Annotated in this window: 21 protein-coding genes and 1 pseudogene; 9 read left to right on the top strand and 13 right to left on the bottom strand. The window is 71.1% G+C overall.

The window, feature by feature from the left end:
• Nucleotides 1-178: 178 nt before the first annotated feature.
• Nucleotides 179-760, bottom strand: coding sequence for a hypothetical protein (locus ACQEVG_RS31320; protein WP_432990021.1), 582 nt, complete (start codon nt 758-760; stop codon nt 179-181).
• 99 nt (nt 761-859) lie between these two features.
• On the bottom strand, nt 860-1,141 hold the full coding sequence (locus ACQEVG_RS31315; protein ID WP_432993210.1) for a hypothetical protein: 282 nt from the start codon (nt 1,139-1,141) through the stop codon (nt 860-862).
• Between the two features lie 330 nt (nt 1,142-1,471).
• Between ACQEVG_RS31315 and ACQEVG_RS31310 the strand changes: the two genes are divergently transcribed.
• The 4 genes from ACQEVG_RS31310 to ACQEVG_RS31295 all read left to right on the top strand — a co-directional run bounded on the left by ACQEVG_RS31310 (nt 1,472) and on the right by ACQEVG_RS31295 (nt 4,886).
• A complete protein-coding gene (locus ACQEVG_RS31310) occupies nt 1,472-2,971 on the top strand; it encodes a bifunctional phosphatase PAP2/diacylglycerol kinase family protein (RefSeq protein ID WP_432990018.1) in 1,500 nt (499 codons plus the stop codon).
• A gap of 75 nt (nt 2,972-3,046) precedes the next feature.
• On the top strand, nt 3,047-3,580 hold the full coding sequence (locus tag ACQEVG_RS31305) for an N-acetyltransferase family protein (RefSeq protein ID WP_432990016.1): 534 nt from the start codon (nt 3,047-3,049) through the stop codon (nt 3,578-3,580).
• A 93-nt stretch (nt 3,581-3,673) separates the two neighbouring features.
• Nucleotides 3,674-4,483 carry a class I SAM-dependent methyltransferase gene (locus ACQEVG_RS31300; protein ID WP_432990013.1) on the top strand — a complete coding sequence of 270 codons (810 nt, stop codon included), beginning with the start codon at nt 3,674-3,676 and terminating at the stop codon, nt 4,481-4,483.
• 49 nt (nt 4,484-4,532) lie between these two features.
• Nucleotides 4,533-4,886, top strand: coding sequence for a VOC family protein (locus tag ACQEVG_RS31295; RefSeq protein ID WP_432990010.1), 354 nt, complete (start codon nt 4,533-4,535; stop codon nt 4,884-4,886).
• A gap of 16 nt (nt 4,887-4,902) precedes the next feature.
• Here the strand turns inward: ACQEVG_RS31295 and ACQEVG_RS31290 are convergent, their stop codons facing one another.
• From ACQEVG_RS31290 to ACQEVG_RS31280, 3 genes and pseudogenes are all read right to left on the bottom strand, one after another.
• The gene (locus ACQEVG_RS31290) at nt 4,903-5,151 is read right to left on the bottom strand and encodes a hypothetical protein (protein WP_432990007.1); all 249 of its coding nucleotides are present in this window, start codon (nt 5,149-5,151) and stop codon (nt 4,903-4,905) included.
• Nucleotides 5,152-5,889: a FadR/GntR family transcriptional regulator gene (locus ACQEVG_RS31285; protein WP_432990005.1), complete on the bottom strand. Its 738-nt coding sequence runs from the start codon at nt 5,887-5,889 to the stop codon at nt 5,152-5,154.
• Between the two features lie 107 nt (nt 5,890-5,996).
• Nucleotides 5,997-7,970: pseudogene (locus ACQEVG_RS31280) on the bottom strand (DUF5107 domain-containing protein).
• Nucleotides 7,971-8,493: 523 nt separating this feature from the next.
• Here ACQEVG_RS31280 and ACQEVG_RS31275 point away from each other — a divergent pair.
• Nucleotides 8,494-9,240 (top strand): GntR family transcriptional regulator, encoded by a 747-nt coding sequence (locus ACQEVG_RS31275; protein WP_432990002.1) that lies wholly within the window; start codon nt 8,494-8,496, stop codon nt 9,238-9,240.
• A gap of 76 nt (nt 9,241-9,316) precedes the next feature.
• Nucleotides 9,317-10,387 carry an adenosine deaminase gene (locus ACQEVG_RS31270; protein WP_432990000.1) on the top strand — a complete coding sequence of 357 codons (1,071 nt, stop codon included), beginning with the start codon at nt 9,317-9,319 and terminating at the stop codon, nt 10,385-10,387.
• A gap of 74 nt (nt 10,388-10,461) precedes the next feature.
• On the opposite strand, the gene ACQEVG_RS31265 is transcribed toward ACQEVG_RS31270, so the two are convergent.
• The 8 genes from ACQEVG_RS31265 to ACQEVG_RS31230 all read right to left on the bottom strand — a co-directional run bounded on the left by ACQEVG_RS31265 (nt 10,462) and on the right by ACQEVG_RS31230 (nt 22,169).
• The gene (locus ACQEVG_RS31265) at nt 10,462-11,403 is read right to left on the bottom strand and encodes a S66 peptidase family protein (RefSeq protein ID WP_432989998.1); all 942 of its coding nucleotides are present in this window, start codon (nt 11,401-11,403) and stop codon (nt 10,462-10,464) included.
• Nucleotides 11,400-13,403 (bottom strand): prolyl oligopeptidase family serine peptidase, encoded by a 2,004-nt coding sequence (locus ACQEVG_RS31260; RefSeq protein WP_432989996.1) that lies wholly within the window; start codon nt 13,401-13,403, stop codon nt 11,400-11,402. Before ACQEVG_RS31260 ends, ACQEVG_RS31265 begins: the two co-directional genes overlap by 4 nt.
• A gap of 12 nt (nt 13,404-13,415) precedes the next feature.
• On the bottom strand, nt 13,416-14,750 hold the full coding sequence (locus ACQEVG_RS31255; protein WP_432989994.1) for a M20/M25/M40 family metallo-hydrolase: 1,335 nt from the start codon (nt 14,748-14,750) through the stop codon (nt 13,416-13,418).
• Nucleotides 14,743-15,576 (bottom strand): M55 family metallopeptidase, encoded by an 834-nt coding sequence (locus tag ACQEVG_RS31250; protein ID WP_432989992.1) that lies wholly within the window; start codon nt 15,574-15,576, stop codon nt 14,743-14,745. The genes ACQEVG_RS31255 and ACQEVG_RS31250 overlap by 8 nt, the downstream gene beginning before the upstream one ends.
• A 97-nt stretch (nt 15,577-15,673) precedes the next feature.
• On the bottom strand, nt 15,674-16,393 hold the full coding sequence (locus ACQEVG_RS31245; protein WP_432989990.1) for a class I SAM-dependent methyltransferase: 720 nt from the start codon (nt 16,391-16,393) through the stop codon (nt 15,674-15,676).
• A 139-nt stretch (nt 16,394-16,532) separates the two neighbouring features.
• Nucleotides 16,533-18,968 carry a SpoIIE family protein phosphatase gene (locus tag ACQEVG_RS31240; protein ID WP_432989987.1) on the bottom strand — a complete coding sequence of 812 codons (2,436 nt, stop codon included), beginning with the start codon at nt 18,966-18,968 and terminating at the stop codon, nt 16,533-16,535.
• 122 nt (nt 18,969-19,090) lie between these two features.
• Nucleotides 19,091-21,502 (bottom strand): MFS transporter, encoded by a 2,412-nt coding sequence (locus tag ACQEVG_RS31235; protein ID WP_432989985.1) that lies wholly within the window; start codon nt 21,500-21,502, stop codon nt 19,091-19,093.
• 223 nt (nt 21,503-21,725) lie between these two features.
• Complete coding sequence (locus ACQEVG_RS31230; RefSeq protein WP_432989983.1) at nt 21,726-22,169, bottom strand: SRPBCC family protein; 444 nt, start codon at nt 22,167-22,169, stop codon at nt 21,726-21,728.
• A 172-nt stretch (nt 22,170-22,341) separates the two neighbouring features.
• On the opposite strand from ACQEVG_RS31230, the gene ACQEVG_RS31225 reads away from it, so the two are divergent.
• From ACQEVG_RS31225 to ACQEVG_RS31215, 3 genes are all read left to right on the top strand, one after another.
• Nucleotides 22,342-23,376: an Rv2578c family radical SAM protein gene (locus ACQEVG_RS31225; protein WP_432989980.1), complete on the top strand. Its 1,035-nt coding sequence runs from the start codon at nt 22,342-22,344 to the stop codon at nt 23,374-23,376.
• A 95-nt stretch (nt 23,377-23,471) separates the two neighbouring features.
• Nucleotides 23,472-23,879 carry a RidA family protein gene (locus ACQEVG_RS31220; RefSeq protein WP_432989978.1) on the top strand — a complete coding sequence of 136 codons (408 nt, stop codon included), beginning with the start codon at nt 23,472-23,474 and terminating at the stop codon, nt 23,877-23,879.
• 23 nt (nt 23,880-23,902) lie between these two features.
• Nucleotides 23,903-24,406 (top strand): N-acetyltransferase family protein, encoded by a 504-nt coding sequence (locus tag ACQEVG_RS31215; RefSeq protein ID WP_432993039.1) that lies wholly within the window; start codon nt 23,903-23,905, stop codon nt 24,404-24,406.
• Nucleotides 24,407-24,426 lie beyond the last annotated feature (20 nt).

The raw sequence follows: 24,426 nt of genomic DNA, 5'->3' as shown, positions 1-24,426 counted from the left end.
CGCGAAACGGCAGCCTGAGGCGCGCAGTTGTCCCTGTCGACGACCATGTCCGCGATCGTAGGCGCGCCGTGGCAGACCGCGCACCGCCCTACGCCGCGTCGGGCGCGACCGTGGCCGAATGGGTCCCTCCTGCGTGGGCGCGCTCTTCACGGGGTGCTCGCGATCCACGTGCGACGGGCTACGAGGCTCCTGGACCCTCCGCTCTTCGGGTGCGGTAGGTCGCCAGCCCCCACTGCTGATCCACGATCAGCGCCAGTTGGTGGTCGGCGAAGACGGGCAGCAGCCGCTGGATCCGTGCCTTGAGTGCCCGAAGTGTCATGGGAAGGAAAGGGGTTCCCAGGAGCAGTCTCAGTTGGTGGCAGCAGACGGGGGCCTGCGCTCTGGTGATCACGTGGAACAGGAGGCGCTGGCTGGCGGTACCCCCTGCCGACGCACGCGGCACCGGCAGTGGCGGGCAGCGTCTCAGGTCGGCATGGATGCGCCAGGCCAGCTCTGCGGCCGGTATCTGCCGGTCGAGGACATCGAACGCCCCGGCGACGAATGCTGCGACGGCGTCCCGCCCTTCGTGCCGCAGAACGGCGACGGGGGCGATCAAAGACGCGGCCCGGACGAGCCCTGCCAGCCCGTCGGCCTCCGTCGTGGGCGCATCGAGCAGGATCATCCCGGGTCTTCGCTCCAGCATGGAGGCGCAGGCCGACTCGCTTCCCCAACGCACAGCGGGGCCGAGCGCGAGACCCGCGTGCTCCAGTGTGCGGGCCAACGCCGAACTCGGGGTCTGATCAACCGACACGAGGGTCGGCAGGTGTGCGCGGACCGGCGGGGCCGGATGGATGCGCCGTATCGTCTGGGCTTGCATCGCCTAGCGGGCGATGCCGGTGGCGGCGGAGTGGCCGATGTGCAGATTCAATGCGGTGACCAGGCCGATGGAGTGCCTGAACGCAGCGCGCATGGCGCCGGTGCCGGCGGTGATTCCCGCCGCAGCGCTCGGCGAGTGCGAGGCACGTGGTCCGGAGACGGCAATTGGTGTTCCGGTGGTGGGGAAGTTCTCGCACGCGCGCAGGGTCCGGACGCCCCAGTACGCGTCGGCGGGCACCTCGCGTTCCCCGAGCAGGTCGTGTTCGGTGCGGTGGCCGGGAGTCATCGGTGCAGTCCTCCTTGATCCGGGGCAGTGCCGGTGCTGTGCGTGCGGTGCTGCGGGCGGGTCCTGTGCCCGCGGGTCTGCGCCTGCGGACCAGAGGCCGGCGTACTGCGGGGGAACCAAGGGCCAGTCCATGCCCGGGTCAACCTGTCTGGCTGTCTGACAGGTTCTCGGGGCGATCCTGCGGGTCATCAGGAGGCGCTGTCAAGGGCTACGGCGGCGCGATCGCGTCTTCCCAGAAGCGGAAGCCCGTCTTCCGGATCTTGCCGGGCGCCCGATGGATGTCGGCGCCCGTCCCGCGTGGCGGCCGCGTCCACGGGGTACCCGCGATGCATGTCCGACGCTTACGCACACACAAATCCGCAGGTCCGCTCGCGCGTTGCGGTGCTGCTCAGCGGCTGGGACCGGCAGATCCTGCACGCCGTCGCCGCCCGGCACTGGCCCCTCGCCGAGCCGGTGCTGCCACGGCTGAGCCGCAGCGCCAACCACGGGCTGCTCTGGTTCGGCACGGCCGCCGGGATGGTGGCGCTGGGGCGCAGTGTTCGCTCCCGGCGCGCCGCCGTACGGGGTGCGGCCTCGCTGGCGCTCGCCTCCGCCGTCATCAACACCGTCGGCAAGCGCTCGGTGCGCAGGACACGGCCGCTGCTGGATGCGGTGCCGGTGATACGACAGCTGAAGCGGCAGCCGTTCACCACGTCGTTCCCGTCCGGGCACGCGGCCTCGGCGGCTGCCTTCGCCACGGGAGTCGCGCTGGAGTCGAAGCGCTGGGGCGCGGTCGTCGCGCCGGTGGCCGCGTCGGTCGCCTTCTCCCGCGTCTACACGGGCGTGCACTATCCGAGCGATGTGCTGGTGGGCGCGGCGCTGGGCGTGGGTGCGGCCTTCGCGGTACGGGGCATGGTGCCGACGAGGTCTCAGCTGCCCACGCCGGGCCGGCCGCTGGCCGACGCGCCCGCGCTGCCCGGCGGGGAAGGGCTCGTGGTCGTGGTCAACCGGCAGGCGGGCTCGGCGGATTCGGCGGCTCTCGTGCGCGAGGCGATGCCGCTCGCCGAGGTCGTGGAGTGCGCGCCCGACGAGCTGTCGGCCGAGCTGGAGAAGGTGGCGGGCCGCTGCCGGGCGCTGGGCATCCTGGGCGGAGACGGCACGATCAACAGGGCGGCGACCGTCGCGGCCGCGCAAGGGATTCCGTTGGCCGTCTTCCCCGGCGGCACGCTCAACCACTTCGCGTACGACCTGGGCATCGAGTCGGTCCACGACACCTGCCGGGCCGTTGAGGGCGGCGAGGCCGTCCGGGTCGACCTGGGACGTTTCACGCCGGGCCCGGACGGCGCGCGGGAAGGCCACTTCCTGAACACCTTCAGCCTGGGCGTCTATCCGGAGCTGGTTCGCATCCGCGAACACTGGTCGCCGCGGATCGGCGGCTGGCCCGCCGGGGTGCTCGCGGCGGCCCTGGTGCTGCGCGGCGAGCACCCGCTGGAGGCCGAAGTCCAGGGCCGCCGACGCCCGATGTGGCTGCTGTTCGCCGGGAACGGCATCTACCAGCGGGTGGGTCCGACGCCCGGCCACCGGCTGGATCTGGCGGACGGCCTGCTCGATGTCCGGGTGGTGCACGGCGGCCGCTGGCCGGGGCTGCGGCTGCTGGCCGCCGCGCTCGCCGGTCCGCTGAGCCGCTCGCCGGTCCATGCGGCGCAGAAGATGCGGCAGCTGCGGATCTCCGGGCCGGCGCAGGGCACTTTGCTGGCGTATGACGGTGAAGTCGCGGCGGCCCCGCCGGAGTTGGTGGTGGACAAGCAGGTCGAGGCGCTCACGGTGTACCGCCCGCAAGCACTGCTCTGAGCGCTCGCGGGCCGCCGCGAGCTTCCGCGGAAAACCCGATCGACGGGCTGAGGCTGCTTCGCGCACCATGAGCGCATGCAGATTCGCCGCGCACAGACCCATGACGCAGCGGGCATCGCCGCGGTCCACGTACGGTCCTGGCAGGCGGCGTTCGCCGGTCTCGTACCGCAGGACCATCTCGTCGCCCTCGACCCCGCGCGGGAGGCGCTGGTCTGGACGGGCCGGCTCACCGGGCCCCGTGGACCGGCCGTGGGGGTGCTGGTGGCCGAGACTGCCGACGGCATCGTCGCCTTCGCCGGTTTCGCACCGGCCCGTGCCCCCGCCATCGCGGAGATCGGCACGCTGTACGCACTGCCGGAGGTCTGGGGCACGGGAGTCGGCCGCCGCCTGCTGGCGGCAGTCGTGCGGGAGCTCACCGACGCCGGGTACACCCGGGCGACGCTGTGGGTGCTGGAGGCCAACGAACGCGCCAGGCAGTTCTATGAAGCCGCGGGCTGGCGTGCGGACGGCGCCGTCGAGGTGGACACGACGGGCGGCCGTCCGCTGATCAAACTGCGCTATCAGCGACAGCTGCTGTCGGCTTCGGCAGGCACGGGCGCCCGGCCCTGAAGTGCCGGCTGTCCACATGCCAAGACATGGGGTCTCGTCATACGGACTGCGGCGTACCGTTGTCGTACCCGCTTCCGGAAAAGGAGATCGGCCATGTCGAAGGAGACCGCCGTCTACACCCATGGGCACCACGAGTCGGTGCTGCGCTCGCACCGCTGGCGGACCGCCGCCAACTCGGCGGCGTACCTCATCGATGAACTCCGCCCGGGACTGGACGTGTTGGACGTGGGCTGCGGGCCGGGCACCATCACCGCCGATCTCGCCGAGCTGGTCGCGCCGGGGCGGGTGACGGCCGTCGACGCCGCCGAGGACGTACTGCGCCAGGCGCGCGAGACCGCCGCGGAACGCGGCCTGGACACTGTCCGCTTCGCGGTCGCCGACGTCCACGGACTGGACTTCCCCGACGACTCCTTCGACGTCGTCCACGCCCACCAGGTGCTGCAGCACGTCGGCGACCCCGTGCAGGCGCTGCGCGAGATGCGGCGGGTCTGTCGGCCCGGCGGCATCGTCGCGGCACGGGACAGCGACTACGGCGCCTTCGCCTGGTTCCCCGAGGTCGAGGCGCTGCACGAGTGGCAGGAGCTGTACCACCGGGTTGCCCGGGCGAACGGCGGTGAGCCGGACGCCGGTCGCCGGCTGCTGTCCTGGGCGCGCGCCGCGGGCTTCACCGACATCACCGCCACCGCCGCGGCCTGGTGTTTCACCGCGCCGGACGAGCGCGCATGGTGGAGCGGCCTGTGGGCGGACCGTACCACCGCGTCGGCGTACGCGAAGCTCGCGGTCGACGGTGACCATGCCACCGCCGGACAGCTGGCGGCGATCGCCGACGGCTGGCGGGAATGGGGCGCCGAGGACGACGCCTGGTTCATGGTTCCGCACGGCGAAGTGCTCTGCCGCGTGTGAACGTGGAAGGGACTCTCGCCGTCGGCCGACGCGAACTACCCTCGCCCGTATGGAGATCCTCGGAACCACGCTGCGCATCTGCGTCGACGACCTTGAGGCCGCGGCAGCCTTCTACGAACGCCTCACCGGAGCCACCCCCTTGCGCTTCGAGCGCGGCGGGGTCTCGGTGGCCGCCGTCAGCTGCTTTCTGCTGATGAGCGGCCCCGAGTCGGAGCTTGAGGTGCTGCGCAAGGTGACGGCGACGATTGCGGTGAAGGACGTGGACGAGGCGTACACCACGCTCTCCGAGTCCGGCGCGAGGATCCTCGCGGGCCCCGTGCCGACCCCGGTGGGCCGCAATCTGATCGCCGTCCACCCGGACGGCTCGGTCTTCGAGTACGTCGACCGGAAGGCGGCCGAATGACCACGCCGGCGGCCGCTCAGCTCTGAGAGGCCGCCGACTCGTTGCCGTTGCCGTTGCCGTTGCCGGAGAACACGTGTGGACGATCCCGGTCGCGGCGGTGGCGTGTGATGCGGTGGAGCGCTATGCGGCGGAGTGTTGGGCGGCGGACGAGGGCACCGGGGCGGAACATCGACGTGCGGACCGTTGCGTCGCTGCTGTTCGTCCCGCTCTTCCTGCCGTAACTCCTGCTGCCGTTGCCGTTCTGTCTTTCCGAGGAATTGCTCACTCACGCTTGGTCTTCGCCTTCCGTGATGGGCTCGGTGCGGTGTGGCGGCCGCACGATGCTGGTCAGAGTGGACTCGACGCGGGCCAGATGGTGCGTCATGGCTTCCACGGCGTCCTGCTCGGAGTGGTCGACAAGCGCCTCGACGATCGCCCGGTGCTCCCGGTTCGACTGCTCGCGCCGTCCGCCGAGCTCGTTGAGGAACGCGGACTGGCGGGCCAGCGCGTCGCGGATCTCCTCGATGACTCGGCGGAAGACCGGGTTCTGGGCCGCCTGGGCGACGGCGAGGTGGAAGAGGGTGTCCATCGCCACCCACGCGGTGGTGTCGGTCTCCTGCTCCATCCTTTCGAGCAGGTGAGTCAGGTGATCGAGGTCTTCGGGGGTACAACGCGCGGCGGCGTACCCGGCCACCGGGATCTCCACGTGGCGGCGGACCTCAAGGAGGTCGCTCGCCGAGTAGTCACCGAAGGTCGGGTCCTCCACCGGGCCGTTGGAGAGGACGAAGGTGCCCTTGCCGGTACGGGAAACCGTGAGACCCATCGTCTGCAGGGCGCGCAGAGCCTCACGGAGCACGGGTCTGCTCACTTCCAGGCGGCGGCAGAGCTCCGCCTCGGAGGGCAGCTTCTCCCCCACCGCGTAATCGCCCCGCTCGATGGCGCCGCGGAGATGGCTCAGCACCGCTTCCATCGCGCTGATCCGCCGGGGAGCATCGCCAGCTGTCTGGCTGTCTGACAGGTTCACCCGGGGATAGTCGTCCGTACAAGGGAAAACTGTCAAGGGCTGGGGACGAAGTCGCGAGGGAGGGGCGGGGCGAGGCGTCGCCCCGCCCCGCCCCCTCCGGACAGGACCTACGGCGTCCGAGGCCGCATCCGGTAGTCGTACGCGTCGGGCAGCGGCTCGTGGGTGAGCTGCGACCACACCTCGCCGAGGACTTCCGCGCCCTCGCGCAGGTCCGCCACCTCGAAGCCCGCGTCGAAGACTGCGCGGGCTTCGTCCGTGCGGCCCTCGGCGATGAGGAGTTGGGCGTCGAGCAGGCGGAAACGGCCGCGCTGACGGACCGCCGGGCTCAGACGCGAGAAGACCGTGCGGGCGTCAGCGGTGCGGTGGACCGCGAGCAGGGCCTCGACTGCCTCGCGGCCGAGGGCGGCCGTCGCCGATGTCCAGCTCTCGCCGTCGTCCCGGCGCTCCCGGCGGAGGTCGTCGAAGGCCTCCAGATAACGTTCGGCGGCGCGTGCCGCGTTGCCTCCCTCCTGGTCGGCGACGGCGAGACAGCGCAGCAACGGCCAGCGGGACGGGGCGAGTCGGAGGCCGCGCTCCCAGCTGCGTACGGCCTGGGCGAGGTCGCCGGCATGCCACTGGGCAACGCCCAGGTGGTATTCCGTCAGGGGTTCGGCGGGGGCGGTCTCCAGCATGTCGCGCCAGTGTGGAGCTACGAGCGAGGGGCCGGGCGGGACGACCCTGCGGGGCGCGGGGAAGACACCGGTCGTCAACAACTCGCGTCAGGGTGCCTGTTCTTCACCGAGCGTCGACTTGTCGAAGGGCGTGCCGGGCAGTTTGTGTTCCCCGTGCAGCACCTCCAGCGCGCCCCAGCCGGAACCGGTGGCGAGCCGTTCGCCGGGTTCGGTGTCGGCGCAGGGCCGCCAGGCCTCGTACGCCGCGTCCACCGCCGTCCGCGGCAGGGCGTCGGACAGCCGCCCCGCCACCTCGGCGCGGGCCGCGGCCCAGTCGTCGCCGTGCACCGCCGCGGGGTCCGCCGCGAGCGGTCCGTACGACTCCAGCCAGCTGAACTCCCCGCCGCCGTCGAGGCGTACGTGCTCCAGCTGGGTGCGGGCGAGACCTGCCTGGATCTCCGCGTAGCCGCTCGTGCCCGGCTCGGTCAGCCACTCCTGCCAGCGCCGGCCACCGCGCCCCGAACCCCACAGGAACAGCTTGCGGCCACGCAGCACATCGGTCGATGTCTGGACGAGTCCCTGACCGTGCGCGTCCAGCGAGGCGATCCACTTGCGGGCCTCGTCAGGCACCTCGTAGAAGTAGTCGGCGGGGTACTCGCCGCGCAGCGGATATGTACGGTCCGCGCCCTGGAAGTCGGGCACGGGCACCCGCCGCAGGCTGCGCTCGTAGCCGAAGTGCCAGGCTTCTTCGGCCGGTGCGAGGACGCGTGTCGTCCCGTGTTCCTCGACGGCGATGTTGGACCACCAGTAGACCGGCGCGGGCCGCTCGTGCGGATTGCGTATCCGTACGCCGACGTGGAGGAAGTCGGAGTCCGCGGGCAGCCACAGATCCACCTGGAACGGCAGGTCGCGCAGCCGCTCCCACTCCCAGAGCCTGACCATTTCGCCGCCGTCGGGCGCGGGCACGAGCGCGGCGTGCAGCGGTGCGCAGGACAGGGTGGTGTGGCCGGTCGCGCCGATGTTCCACTCGATGCCGCCGGAGTACCAGGCGCCGTTGAGCGCGAAGTCGGCGGGCTGGAACACCGGGTTGCGGTAGAGCAGTTCACGCCCGGTCGGCTTGTGGTGCAGCGAGTGAATACGGCCGCCGAGACCGGGCAGCACGGTGGCCCGCAGCCGGTCATTCTCGATCACGATCGCGTCCAGGCCGGTCTCGGTGCGTTCGCGTCCGTACCCGTCGAGCACTCGCACCGGTAACAGCGTCCGCAGCGGCTCGTACCCGATCTGCCGTGCCATCTCGCGCGGCAGCTCCCGCTTGGCACGCTCGTCGATCGAGTGCATCTCGTCCAGCGGCCGCAGCGCGGGCAGCGGATTCGGTGGTCCCAACGGGGCTGCGGGCAGGGTCAGTACGGTACGCCGCACGGTTGTGGCCAAGGCAACCTCGCATCCTCGCGAACGGCCGCCGACAGCTCCTTCGGCCGACGCCCCTGACGACCATGGAACACGGTGGGCGCCGCTCCGACCAGGGGCTCCGTGGGTCAGTCTTCGGCAAAAGCCGGTCCCGATCAGGTCGAAGGTGCCGGGTGCAGGGGGCAGGCGTCATCTGTCCTCGATGAGCTTGCGGGCGTAGGCGGCGTACGCCTCTGCGGTGAGGGGCGCTGGATCAGCAGCGAGGAGACGACACCGATCGCGAGCAGCACGAGGGCCGCGTACATCGCGTGCTGGTACCCGGCCTCGGTCGGCCCCCTGCGCGTCGCCGCCCGGGGTGATCACTGCGGAGGTGGCATTGTCAGACAAGTCGCGACCGGACGGCCCGTGATCTACGCGCTTAGAACGTCAAGTGCTCGCTACCGTGAATTGCAGAGAAGCCAAAATCGCAGCTCATCTCGGATCCGGTGAACGTTGCCACACTGCGCGGGTTCGCATAGCTTGCTGACAAGTGAGCCGAGGAGGGGTCGTGGCAGTCAGCCGACAGCAGCGCAGACCGGTCGTCGTCCTGTACGAGCGGATCGCCGACGCCATCCACGAAGGCATCTATCCGCCCGGCTCCACGCTGCCTTCGGAGCCCCGGCTCGCGACGGAGCTCGGGGTCAGCAGGCCGGCCCTGCGCGAGGCGCTGCTGCTGCTTCAGGAGGACGGGCTGCTCTCGGTGCGCCGTGGGGTCGGCCGGACCGTCAACGACCGCCCGCCGCGGCGTGGTTACGAGCACGTCCAGCCGCTGGAGGAGCTGCTGTCGACCGGCGCGCCGCTGCGGGTGCGGCCCCTGCTGCGCGCCGTCGAGGAGCCCACCGACTTCACTACGCAGCATCTGCTCGCGCCCGCCAGGGCGGAGCTTCGGTTCTGGGAGTCCGTGCTGACCGGGGAGGGTACGGCGGCGGCGCTCAGCCAGGAGTGGGCGGCGGCCGAGGAGGTCCTGGAGCGGACGCACCCGGCCTTCGCCGAGGCACTGCGGGCCGCCCCCGCACCGGCCACCTCGATGCTCGCGGTGCTGGCCGCGGCTTCTCGCGGGGTGGCGCTGACCGGGCACAGCGGGGTGAGTGCGACGCTGCTCGGCCAGCGTCGCGGCGAACAGCTCGGCCGCGCGGCCGACACCCCTGCGGTGCTGGTCACCCAGGTGGTACGGGTCGGGGAAACGCCGATCATGGCGGCCAAGCACATGCTGCCGACGGGAGCGCCGGCGCTGCCGGTACTCCAGTCGAACTGACGCCGGGGCGGCGCCCCACAGGGCGGGGAGACCGCCGTCACGGCGGCGCCCGCCGGACGTGCCGTACACTCCCGGGATGCACTTGTCTGACATCCTCCGCGCACCCAAGGCGGTCCTGCACGACCACCTGGACGGCGGTCTGCGCCCCGCCACGATCATCGAGCTGGCCCGGGAGTGCGGCTACACCGAGCTGCCCACCGAGGACCCGGCCGAGCTCGCGACCTGGTTCCGCGACGCCGCGGACTCCGGCTCGCTGGAGCGCTATCTGGAGACCTTCGCCCACACCTGCGCGGTGATGCAGACCCGCGAGGCGCTGGAGCGCATCGCCGCGGAGTGCGCCGAGGACCTGGCGGCGGACGGCGTCGTGTACGCCGAGGTGCGGTACGCCCCCGAGCAGCACCTGGAGCGCGGCCTGACCCTCGACGAGGTCGTCGACGCGGTCAACGCGGGCCTCCGCGAGGGCGAGCGCCGCAGCGGCGGCCGGATCACGGTCCGCGCGCTGCTGACCGGTATGCGCCACACCGAGCGCTCGCTGGAGATAGCCGAGCTGACCGTCGCCCACCGCGAGCGCGGGGTGGCCGGCTTCGACATCGCGGGCGGCGAGATCGGCAACCCGCCGGCCCGCCATCTGCCCGCCTTCCAGCATCTGAAGCGGCACAACTGCCACTTCACGATCCACGCGGGCGAGGCCGTTGGCGCCGAGTCCATCCACGAGGCGGTGCAGATCTGCGGCGCCGAGCGCATCGGCCACGGCGCTCGCATCACCGACGACATCACCGTCCACGACGACGGCACGGCCGACCTGGGCCACCTGGCCGCGTACGTACGCGACAACCGCATCGCCCTGGAGGTCTGCCCGACCTCCAACCTCCAGACGGGCGCGGCGAAGGACTACGCCACACACCCCATCGACCTGCTGCGCCGCCTCGGCTTCCACGTCACGCTCAACACGGACAACCGGCTGGTCTCCGGCACCACCATGAGCCAGGAGTTCCAGCACATGGTGGACGCCTTCGGCTACGGGCCCGAGGTCTTCGAGCAGTTCACGGTCGCAGCGGTCGAGTCGGCGTTCCTGCCGCTCCCGGAACGGCGTCGGCTGATCGATGAGGTGATCCGCCCGGGTTACGCGGCGCTGTCGGCACTCTAGTCAGGGCGCGGACGCGGCGGCTGAACCATGAGGTTCAGCCGCCCGGCCGTGAAGGGGGCACACCCGAGCGGGCATCAGGTGAGTGCGGGCTGGTCGAGCGTCAGCGAGCAGGCGTCGGCGTCCAGCACCGCCGGCACCCCGAGCGGCATGGTCAGCGCGGTCGGCCCGTGTCCGAAGCCGAACTCCTCCACCACCGGCACGCCAAGCCCGCCCAGCCGGTCCTGCAGCACGGCGCGCACCTGCTCGTAGGGGCCGCACTCCACCCACGATCCGAGCGCGATGCCCGCCACTCCCTCCAGCCAGCCGGAGCGCAGCAGTTGGGTGAGGACCCGGTCGAGCCGGTAGTCCTCCTCGCCCACGTCTTCGATCAGCAGCAGACCGCCGCGGGCGGACGGGCGGGACCGCGGGGTGCCCAGGTCCGCGGCGAGCAGGCTCACGCAGCCGCCGAGTGTGATGCCCCTGGCCCCGCCGGAGACCATGGTGCGGGCCGTCTCCAGACCGAGGGTGCGCACCGACTCGGGCTCGAAGAGCGTGGCGCGCAGCGACTCCTGGGTGCGGTCGTCCTTGAGGAACGTGAGCGCGCCGACCATCGGACCGTGCAGCGTGGCCAGCCCCGTCCGGACGGCGAAGGCCTCATGCAGTGCCGTGACATCGCTGTACCCGACGAAGACCTTGGGACCGGCCGCGCGTATCGCGGTCCAGTCGAGCAGATCGACCATGCGCTGTGCGCCGTAGCCGCCGCGGGCGCAGAGCACGGCGGACACCGTCGGGTCGCACCATGCCTCGGTGAGATCCCGGGCGCGGTCCTGGTCGGCCCCCGCGAGATACCAGAACTCGGGGTGCCGGTCCCGGACATGCGGCATCACGACCGGGTCGAGGTTCCAGCCGCGCAGAATCTCCAGGCCCGCTTCGAGCCGGTCCTCCGGGACCGGACCGCTTGGGGCCACGACGGCGACCTTGGCCCCGGCGCGCAGTCGCGCCGGGCGGGTCAAAGGCGCCAGGAGCGGGCGGGTCACTTCTTGAGCTCCAGCAGGGGGATGTCGGGGCGGGTGATACCGAAGGTCTGGGCGTAGAGGGAGAGTTCGGACTCGAGCGCGCGGATCATGGTCTCGGCCCGGCGGAAGCCGTGGCCCTCGCCCTCGAAGGCGATGTACGCGTGCGGAATGCCGCGCCCCGCCATCTGTGCCAGGAACCGCTCGCACTGCACGGGCGGACAGATCACATCGTCGAGGCCCTGGAGCAGCAGGAACGGCGTGGTGATCCGGTCGCTGTGCTGCAGTGGCGAACGCTCGCGGTAGCGTCCGGGGACCTCCGCGAGCGGGCCGATCAGCGACTCCAGATACTGCGACTCGAAGTCATGCGTCTCGTCCGTGGCCCAGCTCTGCAGATCCAGTACGGGATAGATGATGGTGCCGCAGGCGTAGACATCGGTGGTGGTCAGCGATGACGCGGCGGTCCAGCCGCCCGCGCTGCCGCCGCGGATGGCAAGCCGCGCGGGATCGGCCGTGCCCTCGTCGGCCAGGGTCTCGGCGACGGCCGCGCAGTCCTCGACGTCGACGACGCCCCACTGTTCGCGCAGTCTGCCGCGGTACTCCCTGCCGTAGCCGGTGGAACCGCCGTAGTTGACCTCGGCGACGCCGATGCCGCGCGAGGTGAAGTAGGCGATCTCCAGGTCGAGGACGAGCGCGGCGTGACCCGTGGGGCCGCCGTGCGCCCACACCACGAACGGCGGCAGTTCGTCGTCGGGTGCGATCCGGTCGGGGCTGTGCGGCGGGTAGATATGGGCGTGGATCTCGCGGTTGTCGGGGCCGGTGAAGGTGCGGATCTGCGGCTCCGGGTAGTAGACCGGATCCACCGGGTCGTCGTGCGCAGAGCCGATGACCCGGGTCCTGCCGGTGGCGGTGTCGAGCTCCACGACCTCGTACGCACTGCGGGGGCTTGCCGCGACCCCGATCACCCTGTTTCCGTGCCCGGCGAGGGTGGACGCCCACTCGGTCCACGGGCCGGCAGCGTCGACGAGCTCACCGGTCTCGGGGTCGAGTATCCCCAGCGCGGTGGCGCCCTTGCCGTGGATGACGGCGATCAGCCCGTTCGCCAGAGGGTGGAACCACTTGAGGCCGATCTTCCACAGCGGCCCGCCGAACTCCTCCATCCGGCCGGGACAGAGAGCGGTGCGCGGCCCCGGACCCGGCCCGGGCCCCTCCAGCCGGATCCGCTGCAGCTCCCACCAGTTGCCCACGTCGGAGACGAAGAGCAGCGAACCGTCCGGGGCCCAGTCGACCTGGGCGACCGATTCGTCCGTGCCGCCGACGACCGGCCGCACTGCGCCGAACGGGCCGTCCTCCCCCACCTCGCCGAGCATCGCCACCGTGCCGTCCCAGGGCATCTGCGGGTGGTCCCAGGCGATCCAGGCGGCGTGCCGCCCGTCGGGCGAGAGCCGCGGCCCGGTGACAAAGCGGTGCCGGTCGTCCGAGAGCTCCCGCACCGCAGCCCGGTCCCCGGCCGCCGAACCGTCCAGCGGCACGGCCGCGATCACCCGGCGTACATCGGTGGGCGACTCACCGGTGAACTCCTCGAGCACGCACCAGACTTCGCCCCGCTCGAGCTGGAGCTGCGGGTCGACCCAGCGCAGCCCGCCGCCGACAGCCGAGAGCGGGGTGAGCGGTCGCGGGGCGGATTCGGGCGCGTCCGGCTCGTAGGCATACAGCCGCTGGTCGGCGAAGTGCACAAAGACGACGAGCGGACTGCCGTCGGCACGCCGGGCTCCGGCCCAGGGGTGTCCGCCGTACTCGATGACTCTGCTGCGCACATTCCACGGGGCGGGGAGCAGGGACTCCTCCACGCCGTCGGCCCGCCGCCGCATCAGCGCCCGTCTGCCGCCCTCGGTGGGGCGTGGCGCGGTCCACCACACCTCGTCGCCGACCATGCCGAGGAACTCCGGGCGCCCGTCGTGCGAGGCGGCGAGCCTCGCGTCGATCGGGGACGGCCAGGTTCCGTACGCTCCCGTGGGTACCATTGCCGACTCCCCCTATGCGGACCGCAGATAGCGGTCGAGAACCTTGACGCCGAAGTGCAGCGCCTCGACCGGGACGCGCTCGTCGACCCCGTGGAACAGCGCCGCGTAGTCGAAGCCGACGGGCAGCTTCAGCGGCGAGAAGCCGTAGCCCGTGATGCCGAGCCGGGAGAACTGCTTGGCGTCGGTGCCGCCCGGCATGCAGTACGGCACGGCGTGTCCGTCCGGGGCGAAGTGCTCGACGGCCTCCCGCATCTTGGCGTACGTCGAGGAGTCGACGGGTGCCTCGAGTGGCACCTCGCGGTGGTGGAACTCCCACTCGACGTCCGGCCCCGTCAACCGGTCGAGGGTGTCGCGGAACTCGTCCTCGCCGCCGGGCACCATCCGGCCGTCGACATACGCGGTGGCGTGCCCCGGGATCACATTGATCTTGTAACCGGCTTCCAGCATGGTCGGGTTGGCGCTGTTGCGCACGGTCGGTTCGACCAGGGCGGCCGCCGGGCCGAGCTTCGCCATCAGCGATTCCACGTCGAAGTCGGCGGCGTTCACATCGGTCTCGATGCCGTGCAGCACCGCGAGCTCGGCCAGCGCCGCCCGCACGGTCGGGGTGAGCCGCACCGGCCACTGGTGCTCGCCGATCCGGGCGATCGCCCCCGCGAGCCGGCTCACCGCGTTCGACCGGTTGACCTTGGAGCCGTGGCCCGCCCTGCCATGGGCGGTGAGCTTGAGCCAGGCCGTACCGCGCTCTCCGGCGGCGATCGGATAGAGCGCCATCCCGGGTCCGGCGTGGAAGGTGAAGGCCCCGGACTCGCTGATGCCTTCGGTGCACCCGTCGAAGAGGCCGGCGTGCTGGTCGGCGAGGAAGCCCGAGCCGTCGGCCGCGCTGGCTTCCTCGTCCGCGGTGTACGCGATCACGATGTCGCGCCGGGGCCTGATCCCGGCCCGGGCCCAGGCCCGGACGACGGCGAGCATCATCGCGTCCATGTTCTTCATGTCGATCGCGCCGCGCCCCCACACCACGCCTTCGCGGACCTCACCGGAGAAGGGGGGCATGGACCAGTCGGCGGGCTCGGCGGGCACCACGTCCAGATGACCGTGCACGAGCAGGGCGTCGGCGGACGGATCGGTGCCCTCGATCCGTGCGACCACATTGGTGCGCCCCCGGGTGCGCTCCAGCAGAGTGGGTTCGAGGCCGGCGTCGGCCAGCCGCTCGGCGGCATACTCCGCGGCGGGCCGCTCCCGGCAGTCGCCGCTGCCGCGGTTGGTGGTGTCGATCCGGATCAGCTCGGAGGTGAAGGTAACCACCTCGTCGAGCGCCTTGCCGTCGATGGGCGTTGTCACGTCAGCCATACTGCTCCTCCACTGCCGCCGAGACGATCGTCGTGACCGCTTTGAAGGTGCGGATGCCCTCATACATCGTCCCGCTGCTGTACGCGACGCGTCGCTCGCCGCTGCCCGCCACTCCCGGCACAACGGTGGCCGCCGCCGCCAGATGCGCCGCGTCGAACTCCAGCTCCACGGTGAACGGGCCGCCCCGCACCGGCTCCTGACGCCCGGCGAGGGCCATTGCCTCCTTGGCGGCGGCGCGGATGTCGGAGGCGGTACGAGCCGGGGTGCGGCACACCGCCGCATACCGCGAGACATGGTCCTTCACCGCGACCTTGCGGGCCTGCGGAGCATAGCCCTCGGCGTCCACGCAGGTCAGATCGTCACCGGTGACCAGCACCACCGGCACGCCGTACTCCGCGACCACATGGGCGTTGAGCAGGCCCTCGCTCGCCCGCGCGCCGTTCAGCCACACCCCTGTGATCGAGTTGGCGAGGTAGGTGTGGGCGAGCACGCCTTCCGTGCCCGCTCCCGTGTGGTAGCCGACGAAGGCGATGGCGTCGACATCGCCGTGCTGCGCACCCTCCACCATCGACAGCGACTTGTGTCTGCCGGTCAGCATTTCGGCCCGTTCGTCCAGCCGCTCCAGCAGCAGATTGCGCATGCTCGAGTGCGCTTCATTGATGAGCACCTCATCGGCGCCGCCGTCGAAGAAGCCGAGCACCGCCGCGTTCACATCGGAGGTGAACATGGACCGGCAGCGCTCCCACTGGGGGGTGCCGGGCAGCACGTCGGCAGGCCAGGTCACACCGGTGGCGCCTTCCATGTCGGCGCTGATGAGGATCTTCATGCCCGGAACGTTACGCGGGGCCTCCCGCCCCCACCAGCCCTGTGGATAACTTGCGGAAGCGCCCCGCCGCGCCTTGGCGGGCGGCCGGAACAGCGCTTCAGCGCCGCCCGACCACGAACCACCGGGCGGGCAGCTCGATCCGGCTGCCGTCCGCCAGATACTCCGTCTGCGCGAGTGCCGTCTCGCCGCTCGCGAAGATGTCCAGGCCGGCTTCCGCCAGCAGGGCGGGCACCTCCTCGTCCGAGGCGTCCGCGGGTTTCAGCCCGTGTGCGAAGACCCTGCGCAGTTTGGGGGGCGGCCCGTCCGGCTCCTCGGCCGCCCGTCGCAGTACGTCCCTGGACGCCGAGACCAGCTCGACGACGAAGGCGCGCCCGCGCGTGCCCACGAGTTCGGCGACCGCGCCGGCGACCGCCGCCCGGTCCTCCGGCCTGCTCTGGTGAATCACCGCACGCATATAGGCGTGGCAGTCCCCGAGGCGCCGGTGCAGTTCCCTGACCGCTGCCCCGTCCACCAGGCTGAGCTGTTCGAACTCGGCGACCCCGGTGGCGTCGGCGCGGCGTGCGTGCTCTATCGCCGCATGCGAGAGGTCCACGCCGACCGCCTTCGGGAACCGGCCGGCCAGATAGCGGGTCTGTGTCCCGTTGCCGCAGCCCAGATCCACTATGGGCAGCGCGGATTCCGCGTAGGGCAGCAGCAGTTCGGTGTGCGGCTCGGCGGTCAGCGAAGGGTCGGAGTCCCAGATCGCCTCGCCCGGCGCGTCGGTCGTCTCACGCCAGTAGCCTTCCCATGCGTTCCGGTAGTCCTCTGACACATTCATGCGCGCGCTCCCCAGGTCCGGCCCGGATGACGATGACGTACGGATGCGACGCCGGCGTACCGGCGTGCGCCGGTGCATCACGTCAAGATCGGTCTATCGCACGGAAGTTGAGCGTGCAAGGGACCTCATGCGTTCGATTTCACCCTCGGCGTCCGCCGCGCCGCCCACGCGGGAGCGCCTGCTCGAACCAGACGGCCTTGCCGACCGCGCTGCGGCTGCTTCCCCACTCCGTCGCCAGGCGGCTCACCACCCGCAGCCCGCGCCCGAACTCGTCCTCGGGGCTCGCGCTGAGCAGTGTCGGCAACTCGTGATCGTCGTCGCAGACCTCGCACAGCAGCGTGTCGGAACGCACCAGCCGCAGGTCCACATGGCTCCCGTGCGCATGCCGCACCGCGTTCGTCACCAGCTCGCTCACCAAGAGCTCGACGTTCGAGGACAGTTCCGCCAGGCCCCAGACCGCGAGCTGTTCGCGGACCAGCCGCCGGGCCCGCCCCACCTCGTGCGGCTCGGGCGGCAGCCGCCACTCGGCGACGTCCTCGGCCGCGATGCCGTTGAGCCGCGACATCAGCAGGGCCACATCGTCCTTGCGCCCGCCCCGGGTGTTCAGTGCCCGGATGATCGTGTCGCAGGCGTCGTCCATGGCTGCTGCGGGGTGAGCGGCGGACTCGCACAGCGTGGCGAGGCCGACGCCGATGTCTTCGCCGCGCACCTCGACCAGTCCGTCCGTGCACATCACCAGGCGGTCGCCGGGCGCCACAGGCACCCGGGTCGTCTCGAAGGGCACCCCGCCGACGCCGATGGGCGCGCCGGTGGGCAGCTCGAGCAACTCGCTGCGGCCGTCCTCGGCCCGGACCAGCACGGGCGGAATATGGCCCGCGTTGGAGATCTGAAGCTCGGAACGGATCGGGTCGTAGACGGCGTACAGGCAGGTCGCCAGATACTGCTCGCCGAGCCGCCGTGCCAGGTCGTCGAGGTGGCGCAGCAGTTGCGCGGGCGGCAGCTCCATGGCGGCCATGGTCTGTACGGCGGTGCGTAACTGCCCCATCATCGCGGCCGAGTTGAGGCCGTGCCCCATGACGTCACCGACGACGAGGGCGGTGCGCGAGCCGGGCAGTTTGATGGTGTCGAACCAGTCGCCGCCGACCCGGCCGAGCCGGGTGCCCGGCAGATAGCGGGTGGCCGTGTCGCAGCCCGCCATGCGCGGAGCGACCTGCGGCAGCATGCTGTCCTGCAGCGTGTCAGCGACATTCTCCTGGTACGTGTACATGCGGGCGTTGTCGAGGACGAGACCGGCACGGGCGGCGAGTTCGGCGCCGGTCGTGCGGTCCATGTCGTTGAACGCCTCCCGGCCCGGCCGCCGCATCAGCACCATGAAGCCGAGGACGACATTGCGCGCCTTGAGGGGCACGATCAGCATCGAGCGGTGGTTGATGAGGGGCCGCAGATCCCGCTTCTCGAACTGCCCCGAGATGCGGTCGCCCATCTCCTCGCTGATGAACGGGATCAGGACCGGCTCTCCGGTGACCATGCACTGGAAGAACGGCGTGCGCTCGGGAAAGGCGATGGCCTCGCCGACCGGAACGGTGTCGTCCCAGCGGTTGGGTTCGTCGTTGTGCTCGACCCAGACGCGGTGCCAGATGGTCGTCACACCTGGCGGACCGTCCGGGAACCCCTCGCCCGCGAGCACGGCGGCGCGCAGATGCGTCCCGGCGAAGTCCGCGAAGCGGGGCACGGCGGCGCTGGTGACCTCGCGGATGGTCCGGGTCAGATCGAGCGACGTACCGATGCGTCCGCTGACTTCGTTGAGGAATTCGAGCCGCTCGCGCACCGCGGCATACTCGAGATCCTGCTCGAGGTCGGCCGCCTTCACCACCTGCCCGGCCGCCGCGGCCGCCTCGGCGGCCTGCTGCCGCGCAGTGCGCTCGGCGCGCCTGGGCACGCCCCAGTCGGGGGTGACCGGAACCCGGTCGTGATGGCTGAACTCAAGCACCGGATAGCCGAGGTCGAGCACCTGGGAGACGATCCGCGTCGACTCATGGACGCTCATGCTCGGCAGGATCTCGGGGAGCCGGCGCGCCAGTTCGTCGAAGCCGGGAAACTCGGTGAACTCAGTGTGCAGGGCGAATCCGGGCGCGATGCGCTCGACGCTCTCGTCCGCGCTCCTGAACTGCGCGGCGTCCGCGGCCAGTACGAGCAGCCGCTCGTGGCCCGGTCCGATCATGGGGTACGCCCACCACAGCACATCGACCCGGTCACGCCCCTCCTCGGAGAGGCGCGCCCGGCCGGCCGCCGGGTAGGAGGTGAGGCGGTTCAGCGAGGCGTCGAGTCCGGGGCCCAGACCGCCGTAGGCGTCGTACTCCTCGTACTCGCCGTCCCTCGCGAGCGCGCCGGAGATGGGGAGCAATTCGACGACGGGCTGTCCCACCGCCTGTTCCCTGGTGGGGCCGAACAGCCGCCGCGCACCGGTGGACCAGTGCGACACCAGGCCGTCGCCGGCCACGACGACCACGGCAAGCGGAATCCGGCCGACCGCGGCGTACCGCTGCGGCGGTGTCGGCGGAACACCACTGTCCATGGGTGGGAGGCTCCTTCCCCGCCGCCCGAGGCAGCGGCCTTGCCACCACGGTACGGCGCTGTGCACGCCGTGCGCCGGGCAACGGTGAAATGGGTCGTGCGCCCGCGTACATCGACAAGTGGTCAGTCCTCGTGACCCAGTTGGAGGTCGCGCTCGGTTCGTCCGCCGCCGGCGACCTGCAGAACTGTGGCAACCGGCGGGTAACCTGCGGCGATGACGGTGTACTCCCCCGACGACAGGTCGACGAACCGGAACGTGCCGTCGGGTCCGGTGGTGAGAGAGTCCACCACATTGGCTGCCGCGTCGAGCAGCGTGACGCGCGCATCCTCGACCGGCCGTCCGCCCGAAGACCGTACGATGCCGCGCAGCACCGCCCCACCCGCCAGCTCGATGTCCTGCCGGGTCTCGCGCGACGCCTGCACGCTCACCGGGAGCGCGGCGGGACGGAAGGCGGGGGCGCTCGCGGCGAGCGTGTACTCCCCCGCCACCAAATCCGACATCACATAGGCGCCTTCACGGCCGCTGCGGGTGGTCGCGACGACCTCTCCCCGGACGTCGGTGAGGGTGACCGCGGCGTCCCGTACAGGTGCGCCCTCTGCCGTGACGACGGCACCGGCCAGCCGGCCGGCCCCGCCGAGGACCACATCGAGCTCGACGGGACGTTCGCCGACCGTGACCGTGACCGCCTGCGGCTGATGCCCGCCCGCCGCCGCGATCATCACGTACGAGCCGGAGCCGGGCACGCTCAGCGCATACCGCCCGTCCTCGCCGCTCGCGCCGCGTCCCACCTGCTGCCCCTGTACGTCGATGAGGGTGAGGGCGGCGCGCGGGACGATGCTGCCGTCGTGGTGCTGCACGGTGCCGCAGACCGGGACGCCCGAGGTGTACGCGGGCGCTCTGCGGGCCGTGGGCACGGAAGCGGTTTCGGCGGTGAAGGCGTTGTGGGTCACCAGCGGTTTCTCCTTGAGGAAGAAGGCGACGAAGAGGCCGAGCGCAAGCACCGGCACGAGGTAGAGGAAGATCCGCGGCATCGTTTCCGCGTACGCCTGGATGTAGCCGTCGCGCAGCGCGGGTTCCATGGCGTGGAGGAGTTGCGGCGTGATGGAGTCGGGGTCGGGCAGGCCCGCGCCGGCCGGTAGCCGGCCGACGAGCGCGTCGGTGAGCCGGTCGGCGAGGAGCGTGCCGAAGACGGCGGCACCGATGCTGCCGCCGATCTGCCGGAAGTAGTTGTTGGCGCTGGTGGCGATGCCGAGGTCGGTGGGCGGCACCGCGTTCTGTACGGCGAGGATCAGCACCGGCAGGACCAGCCCGATGCCGATGCCGAGCACGCCCTGCCAGATGCTGTGGTCCAGCCGCGGGGTGCCGGCATCGAGACGGGACAGCAGCCACATCCCGACGGCCGAGATCGCGCAGCCGACGACCGGATAGATCTTGTAGCGGCCGGTGCGGCTGATGAGCCGGCCGGAGACGATCGAGGCGCCGACGATGCCGCCCATCATCGGGAGCATCAGCAGCCCCGACTCGGTGGCACTCGCCCCCTCGACCATCTGGAGAAAGGTCGGCAGATAGCCGGCCCCAACGAAGAGCGCGACACCGACGACCGCGCCGACGAGACCGGTGACGTTGAAGATCGAGTCGCGGAACAGCCGCAGCGGGATGATCGGTTCGGGTGCGTAGTACTCGACGACGATGAAGAGCAAGGTGGTTCCGGCCGCGCCGGCCGCGAGTCCCAGGATGACGCGCGAGCCCCATGCGTACTGCGTACCGCCCCAACTGGTCAGCAGTACAAGGAAGGTGGAGGCGGCGGCGAGGAACAGCGCGCCCAGTACGTCGAGTCGGCCCCGGGCGGCGGGCTTCGGAAGCTTCAGCCCGATGGTCACCACCAGCAGGGTCACCAGGCCGAAGGGAACGTTGGAGTAGAAGCACCAGCGCCAGGACGCGTGGTCGGTGAAGAAGCCGCCGAGCAGCGGGCCTGCCACGCTGGCGAGTCCGAAAGCCGCGCCGGTGAGGCCCATGAAGCGGCCGCGCTGCCGGGCCGGGACGATGTCGGCGATGATCGCCTGCACGCCGATCATGAGGCCGCCCGCGCCGATGCCCTGGATGGCACGGAAGGCGATGAGCTCGTCCATCGTGCGCGACCAGCCGGCCAGCGCGGAGCCGATGACGAAGACGACGATCGCGAACTGGAAGACGCCCTTGCGGCCGAAGAGGTCGCCGAGTTTGCCGTAGATCGGCAGGCCGGCGGTGGCGGTGAGGAGATAGGCGGTGATCGCCCAGGGCATCCGGTCCAGGCCCTGGAGTTCGCCGACGATCTTCGGGAGGGCGGTGGCGACGATCATCTGCTCCAGCGCGGCGAGGAGCAGCGCGAGCATCAGACCGGCGAAGACGAGGCGTACGCGGCGCGGGCTGAGCGCGGTGGCCGCGGGGGGCCCGCCACGGCGAGGCGGTGCGGCCGCGGCAGGCACCCCACGGGGAGGTGGTCCGGCCGCGGCCGGAGCCGTCTCCTCGTCCTTCACCAGCGTGATCCCGCCCACGTCACTGCTCCCCTTCGTCGCGCCTGCGCGGGCCCATTTCTCGCATTACGCGACAACTGCGGCAAGCGCGACGAGTTGGGGTGGAAGGCGCGGGTGAGCGGCTTAAGCGCCGGTCGGAGCCCCTACGGCGAAGGACAGCCCCTGTGCGGAAGACCACTCGAAACGGTGAGCGTCACGGCACGGCCGTTGAGCGTCACGGCAACTCCGCGGGGTTGCTTCGGGGTTACTTCTCGACCTCGGCCGCGAGCTTGGCGAGCAGCGCGTCATAGGTACGCCCAAGCCCCTTGGGGGCGAAGGTCTTCTCGAAGAATCCACCGATGCCGCCGGCGCCGTTCCAGACCGTGCTGACGGCGACCTTGGACTTGCCCTCGCCGGCCGGGGTGACGGTCCAGGTGGTGACCATCGAGGAGTTGCGGTCCTTCTCGATCAGCCGGCCCTCCGTCGGCTCGGTCACCTCGAGGACGCAGTCCCGGATGCGCTTGCTGGTCGCCTGGAGCTTCCAGTGGACGACAGTGCCCTCACCGTCGCCGCCCTCCAGGACCTTGTACTCGCTGAAGTGCTCGGGCAGGAGCTTCGCGCGGGTGTTCTCGTAGTCGGCCAGCGCCTCGAACACCTTCTCCGCGTCCGCCGAGATGATCCGTTCCGTTGTGGCCTCGACCTGCGCCATTCCTGTTCCTCCAAGCACTCGCTTCTTCGGGGGCGCCGCTAAGCCCTGTCCGGCCGATCTTGCCGGACAGGACCTAGCCAACCACCCCGGCCGCGGCCGCCCAAATCCAGGTCGCAAGCGATCAAGGGAACATGTGTTCTATTCTGTGGCCAGAGCTACCGAGGAGGCGTCCATGCGCTGGGACAATCTGGTCGAGAACCCCACGACGGCCGGGGACACCGCTCTTTTCGGTACATCGGCGGTGACCACCAGGACCTTCGACACCCCCGAGTTCCGCGGCATCACCTTCCATGAGATCCGTGCCCGGTCGATCCTCAACCGGGTGCCGGGTGCTTCGCGGATGCCGTTCGAGTGGACGGTCAATCCGTATCGGGGCTGCACGCACGCGTGCGTCTACTGCTTCGCCCGCAAGACCCACAGCTATCTGGACCTCGACACCGGGCTCGGGTTCGACTCCCAGATCGTGGTGAAGATCAACGCTCCGGAGCTGCTGCGCCGCCAGCTGGCGTCGCGGCGGTGGCAGGGCGCGCATGTCGCGATGGGGACGAACGTCGACTGCTATCAGCGGGCCGAGGGGCGGTACCGCCTGATGCCGGGCATCATCGCGGCCCTGCGGGATCATGCGAATCCGTTCTCGATACTCACCAAGGGCACGCTGATTCTGCGCGACCTGGAGCTGTTGCGGCAGGCGTCGGAGGTGACCGAGGTCGGGATCTCCGTCTCCGTCGGCTTCACCGACCGTGAGCTGTGGCGCACCGTCGAGCCGGGCACGCCGTCGCCCGAGCGTCGTCTCGACGTCGTACGGACCCTGACGGACAACGGCATCGGCTGCGGCGTGCTGATGGCGCCGGTGATTCCCTTCCTCGGCGATCACCCGGACCAGCTGCGGGCGACCGTGCGGGCGATCGCCGCGTCCGGGGCGACGTCGGTGACCCCGCTCGTGCTGCATCTGCGGCCCGGCGCGCGGGAGTGGTTCATGGCATGGCTCGGGGAGCACCATCCGTATCTGGTGCGGCGCTACGAGCGGCTGTATGCGGAGGGGGCGTACGCGCCCAAGTGGTACCAGCGGCGGATCACGCGCCATGTGCACGAACTGGCCGCGGAGTTCGGGATAGGCCCGGCGGACCGCGGGATGCCGAGGCGGATCCCGATGCGGCAGGAGGCGGAGCCGGTGGAGCCGGAGCCGACGCAGCTGACGCTGCTCTGAGCCGATTCCCGGTGCTCCGGGCCGACTGTCCGCGCTCCGGGCCGACTGCCAGTGCTTCCGGGCCCGTTGTCAGTGGCGTGCGCAAGGATGGGCGCATGACTCCGCAACTCACCCGCGTACCAGCCCCCGAGGGCGTCGCACCCAGCGCCAACTACAGCCATGTCGTCTGGGGCACCGGCCGGTTCGTGGCGATATCCGGGCAGTGCGCCCTGGACGCGGACGGCAAGGTCGTGGGCGAGGGGGACCCGGCCGCGCAGGCCCGCCAGGTCTTCGAGAACCTGCGTCGCTGCCTGGCGGTGGCGGGCGCGTCGTTCGACGACGTGATCAAGCTGACGTATTTCGTCACCGACGTGGCGCACCTGCCGGCGGTCCGGGCGGCGCGCGACGAGGTGATCGACGCCGGTCGGCTGCCGGCCAGCTCGGCGGTCCAGGTGACGGCCTTGTTCCGGCCCGAACTGCTCGTCGAGATCGAGGCGTTCGCGCTGGTCGGCGAGGAGGGCTAGCGGTGGACGTCCGGATACGGGACATGACGGTCGGCGACTGCGATGCCGTCGCCGCCGTCCGGGTGCGGGGCTGGCGGTCCGCCTACGCGGGGCTGATGCCCCCGTCGTATCTGGACGCGATGAGCATCGAGGAGGACGCGGCGAGGCGTCGCGCCCACTTCTTTGGGGACGACCGCGGCAAGGTCACGCATGTGGTCGCCGAGCGCGGCGGCGAGGTGGTCGGGTGGGGCTGCTTCGGTCCGAGCCGGGACGAGGGCACCGCACCCGGCGTGTGCGAGCTGTATGCGATTTATGTGCTGCCGGAGCGGGTCGCCACGGGGGTGGGCCGAGCGTTGATGGACGAGCTGATGGAGCGGGCCACGGCGGACGGTTTCGAACGGATGCAGTTGTGGGTGCTGAAGGAGAACGAGCGCGCGCGCCGCTTCTACGGCAAGGCCGGCTTCGCGCCCGACGGCGCGGAGGAGCCGTTCGAGGTGGACGGGGTCACGGTCCCGGAAGTGCGGTACGCGCGCGGGCTGACGCCGTAGGCGAGGGGTGTGCCGGGGCC

This window comes from Streptomyces sp. CA-135486, from assembly GCF_050936555.1.
In the GTDB taxonomy this organism is placed as follows: domain Bacteria; phylum Actinomycetota; class Actinomycetes; order Streptomycetales; family Streptomycetaceae; genus Streptomyces.
Note: the sequence above shows the minus strand (reverse complement) of the source record. Positions and strands in the feature narration are given on the sequence as shown.

Excerpts from the sequence above, each read along its gene's own strand:
- ACQEVG_RS31315 (WP_432993210.1), bottom strand. The coding sequence starts at position 1,141 with ATGACTCCCGGCCACCGCACCGAACACGACCTGCTCGGGGAACGCGAG.
- ACQEVG_RS31310 (WP_432990018.1), top strand. The coding sequence starts at position 1,472 with ATGTCCGACGCTTACGCACACACAAATCCGCAGGTCCGCTCGCGCGTT.
- ACQEVG_RS31305 (WP_432990016.1), top strand. The coding sequence starts at position 3,047 with ATGCAGATTCGCCGCGCACAGACCCATGACGCAGCGGGCATCGCCGCG.
- ACQEVG_RS31300 (WP_432990013.1), top strand. The coding sequence starts at position 3,674 with ATGTCGAAGGAGACCGCCGTCTACACCCATGGGCACCACGAGTCGGTG.
- ACQEVG_RS31295 (WP_432990010.1), top strand. The coding sequence starts at position 4,533 with ATGGAGATCCTCGGAACCACGCTGCGCATCTGCGTCGACGACCTTGAG.
- ACQEVG_RS31270 (WP_432990000.1), top strand. The coding sequence starts at position 9,317 with ATGCACTTGTCTGACATCCTCCGCGCACCCAAGGCGGTCCTGCACGAC.
- ACQEVG_RS31260 (WP_432989996.1), bottom strand. The coding sequence starts at position 13,403 with ATGGTACCCACGGGAGCGTACGGAACCTGGCCGTCCCCGATCGACGCG.
- ACQEVG_RS31255 (WP_432989994.1), bottom strand. The coding sequence starts at position 14,750 with ATGGCTGACGTGACAACGCCCATCGACGGCAAGGCGCTCGACGAGGTG.
- ACQEVG_RS31250 (WP_432989992.1), bottom strand. The coding sequence starts at position 15,576 with ATGAAGATCCTCATCAGCGCCGACATGGAAGGCGCCACCGGTGTGACC.
- ACQEVG_RS31245 (WP_432989990.1), bottom strand. The coding sequence starts at position 16,393 with ATGAATGTGTCAGAGGACTACCGGAACGCATGGGAAGGCTACTGGCGT.
- ACQEVG_RS31240 (WP_432989987.1), bottom strand. The coding sequence starts at position 18,968 with ATGGACAGTGGTGTTCCGCCGACACCGCCGCAGCGGTACGCCGCGGTC.
- ACQEVG_RS31230 (WP_432989983.1), bottom strand. The coding sequence starts at position 22,169 with ATGGCGCAGGTCGAGGCCACAACGGAACGGATCATCTCGGCGGACGCG.
- ACQEVG_RS31225 (WP_432989980.1), top strand. The coding sequence starts at position 22,342 with ATGCGCTGGGACAATCTGGTCGAGAACCCCACGACGGCCGGGGACACC.
- ACQEVG_RS31220 (WP_432989978.1), top strand. The coding sequence starts at position 23,472 with ATGACTCCGCAACTCACCCGCGTACCAGCCCCCGAGGGCGTCGCACCC.
- ACQEVG_RS31215 (WP_432993039.1), top strand. The coding sequence starts at position 23,903 with ATGACGGTCGGCGACTGCGATGCCGTCGCCGCCGTCCGGGTGCGGGGC.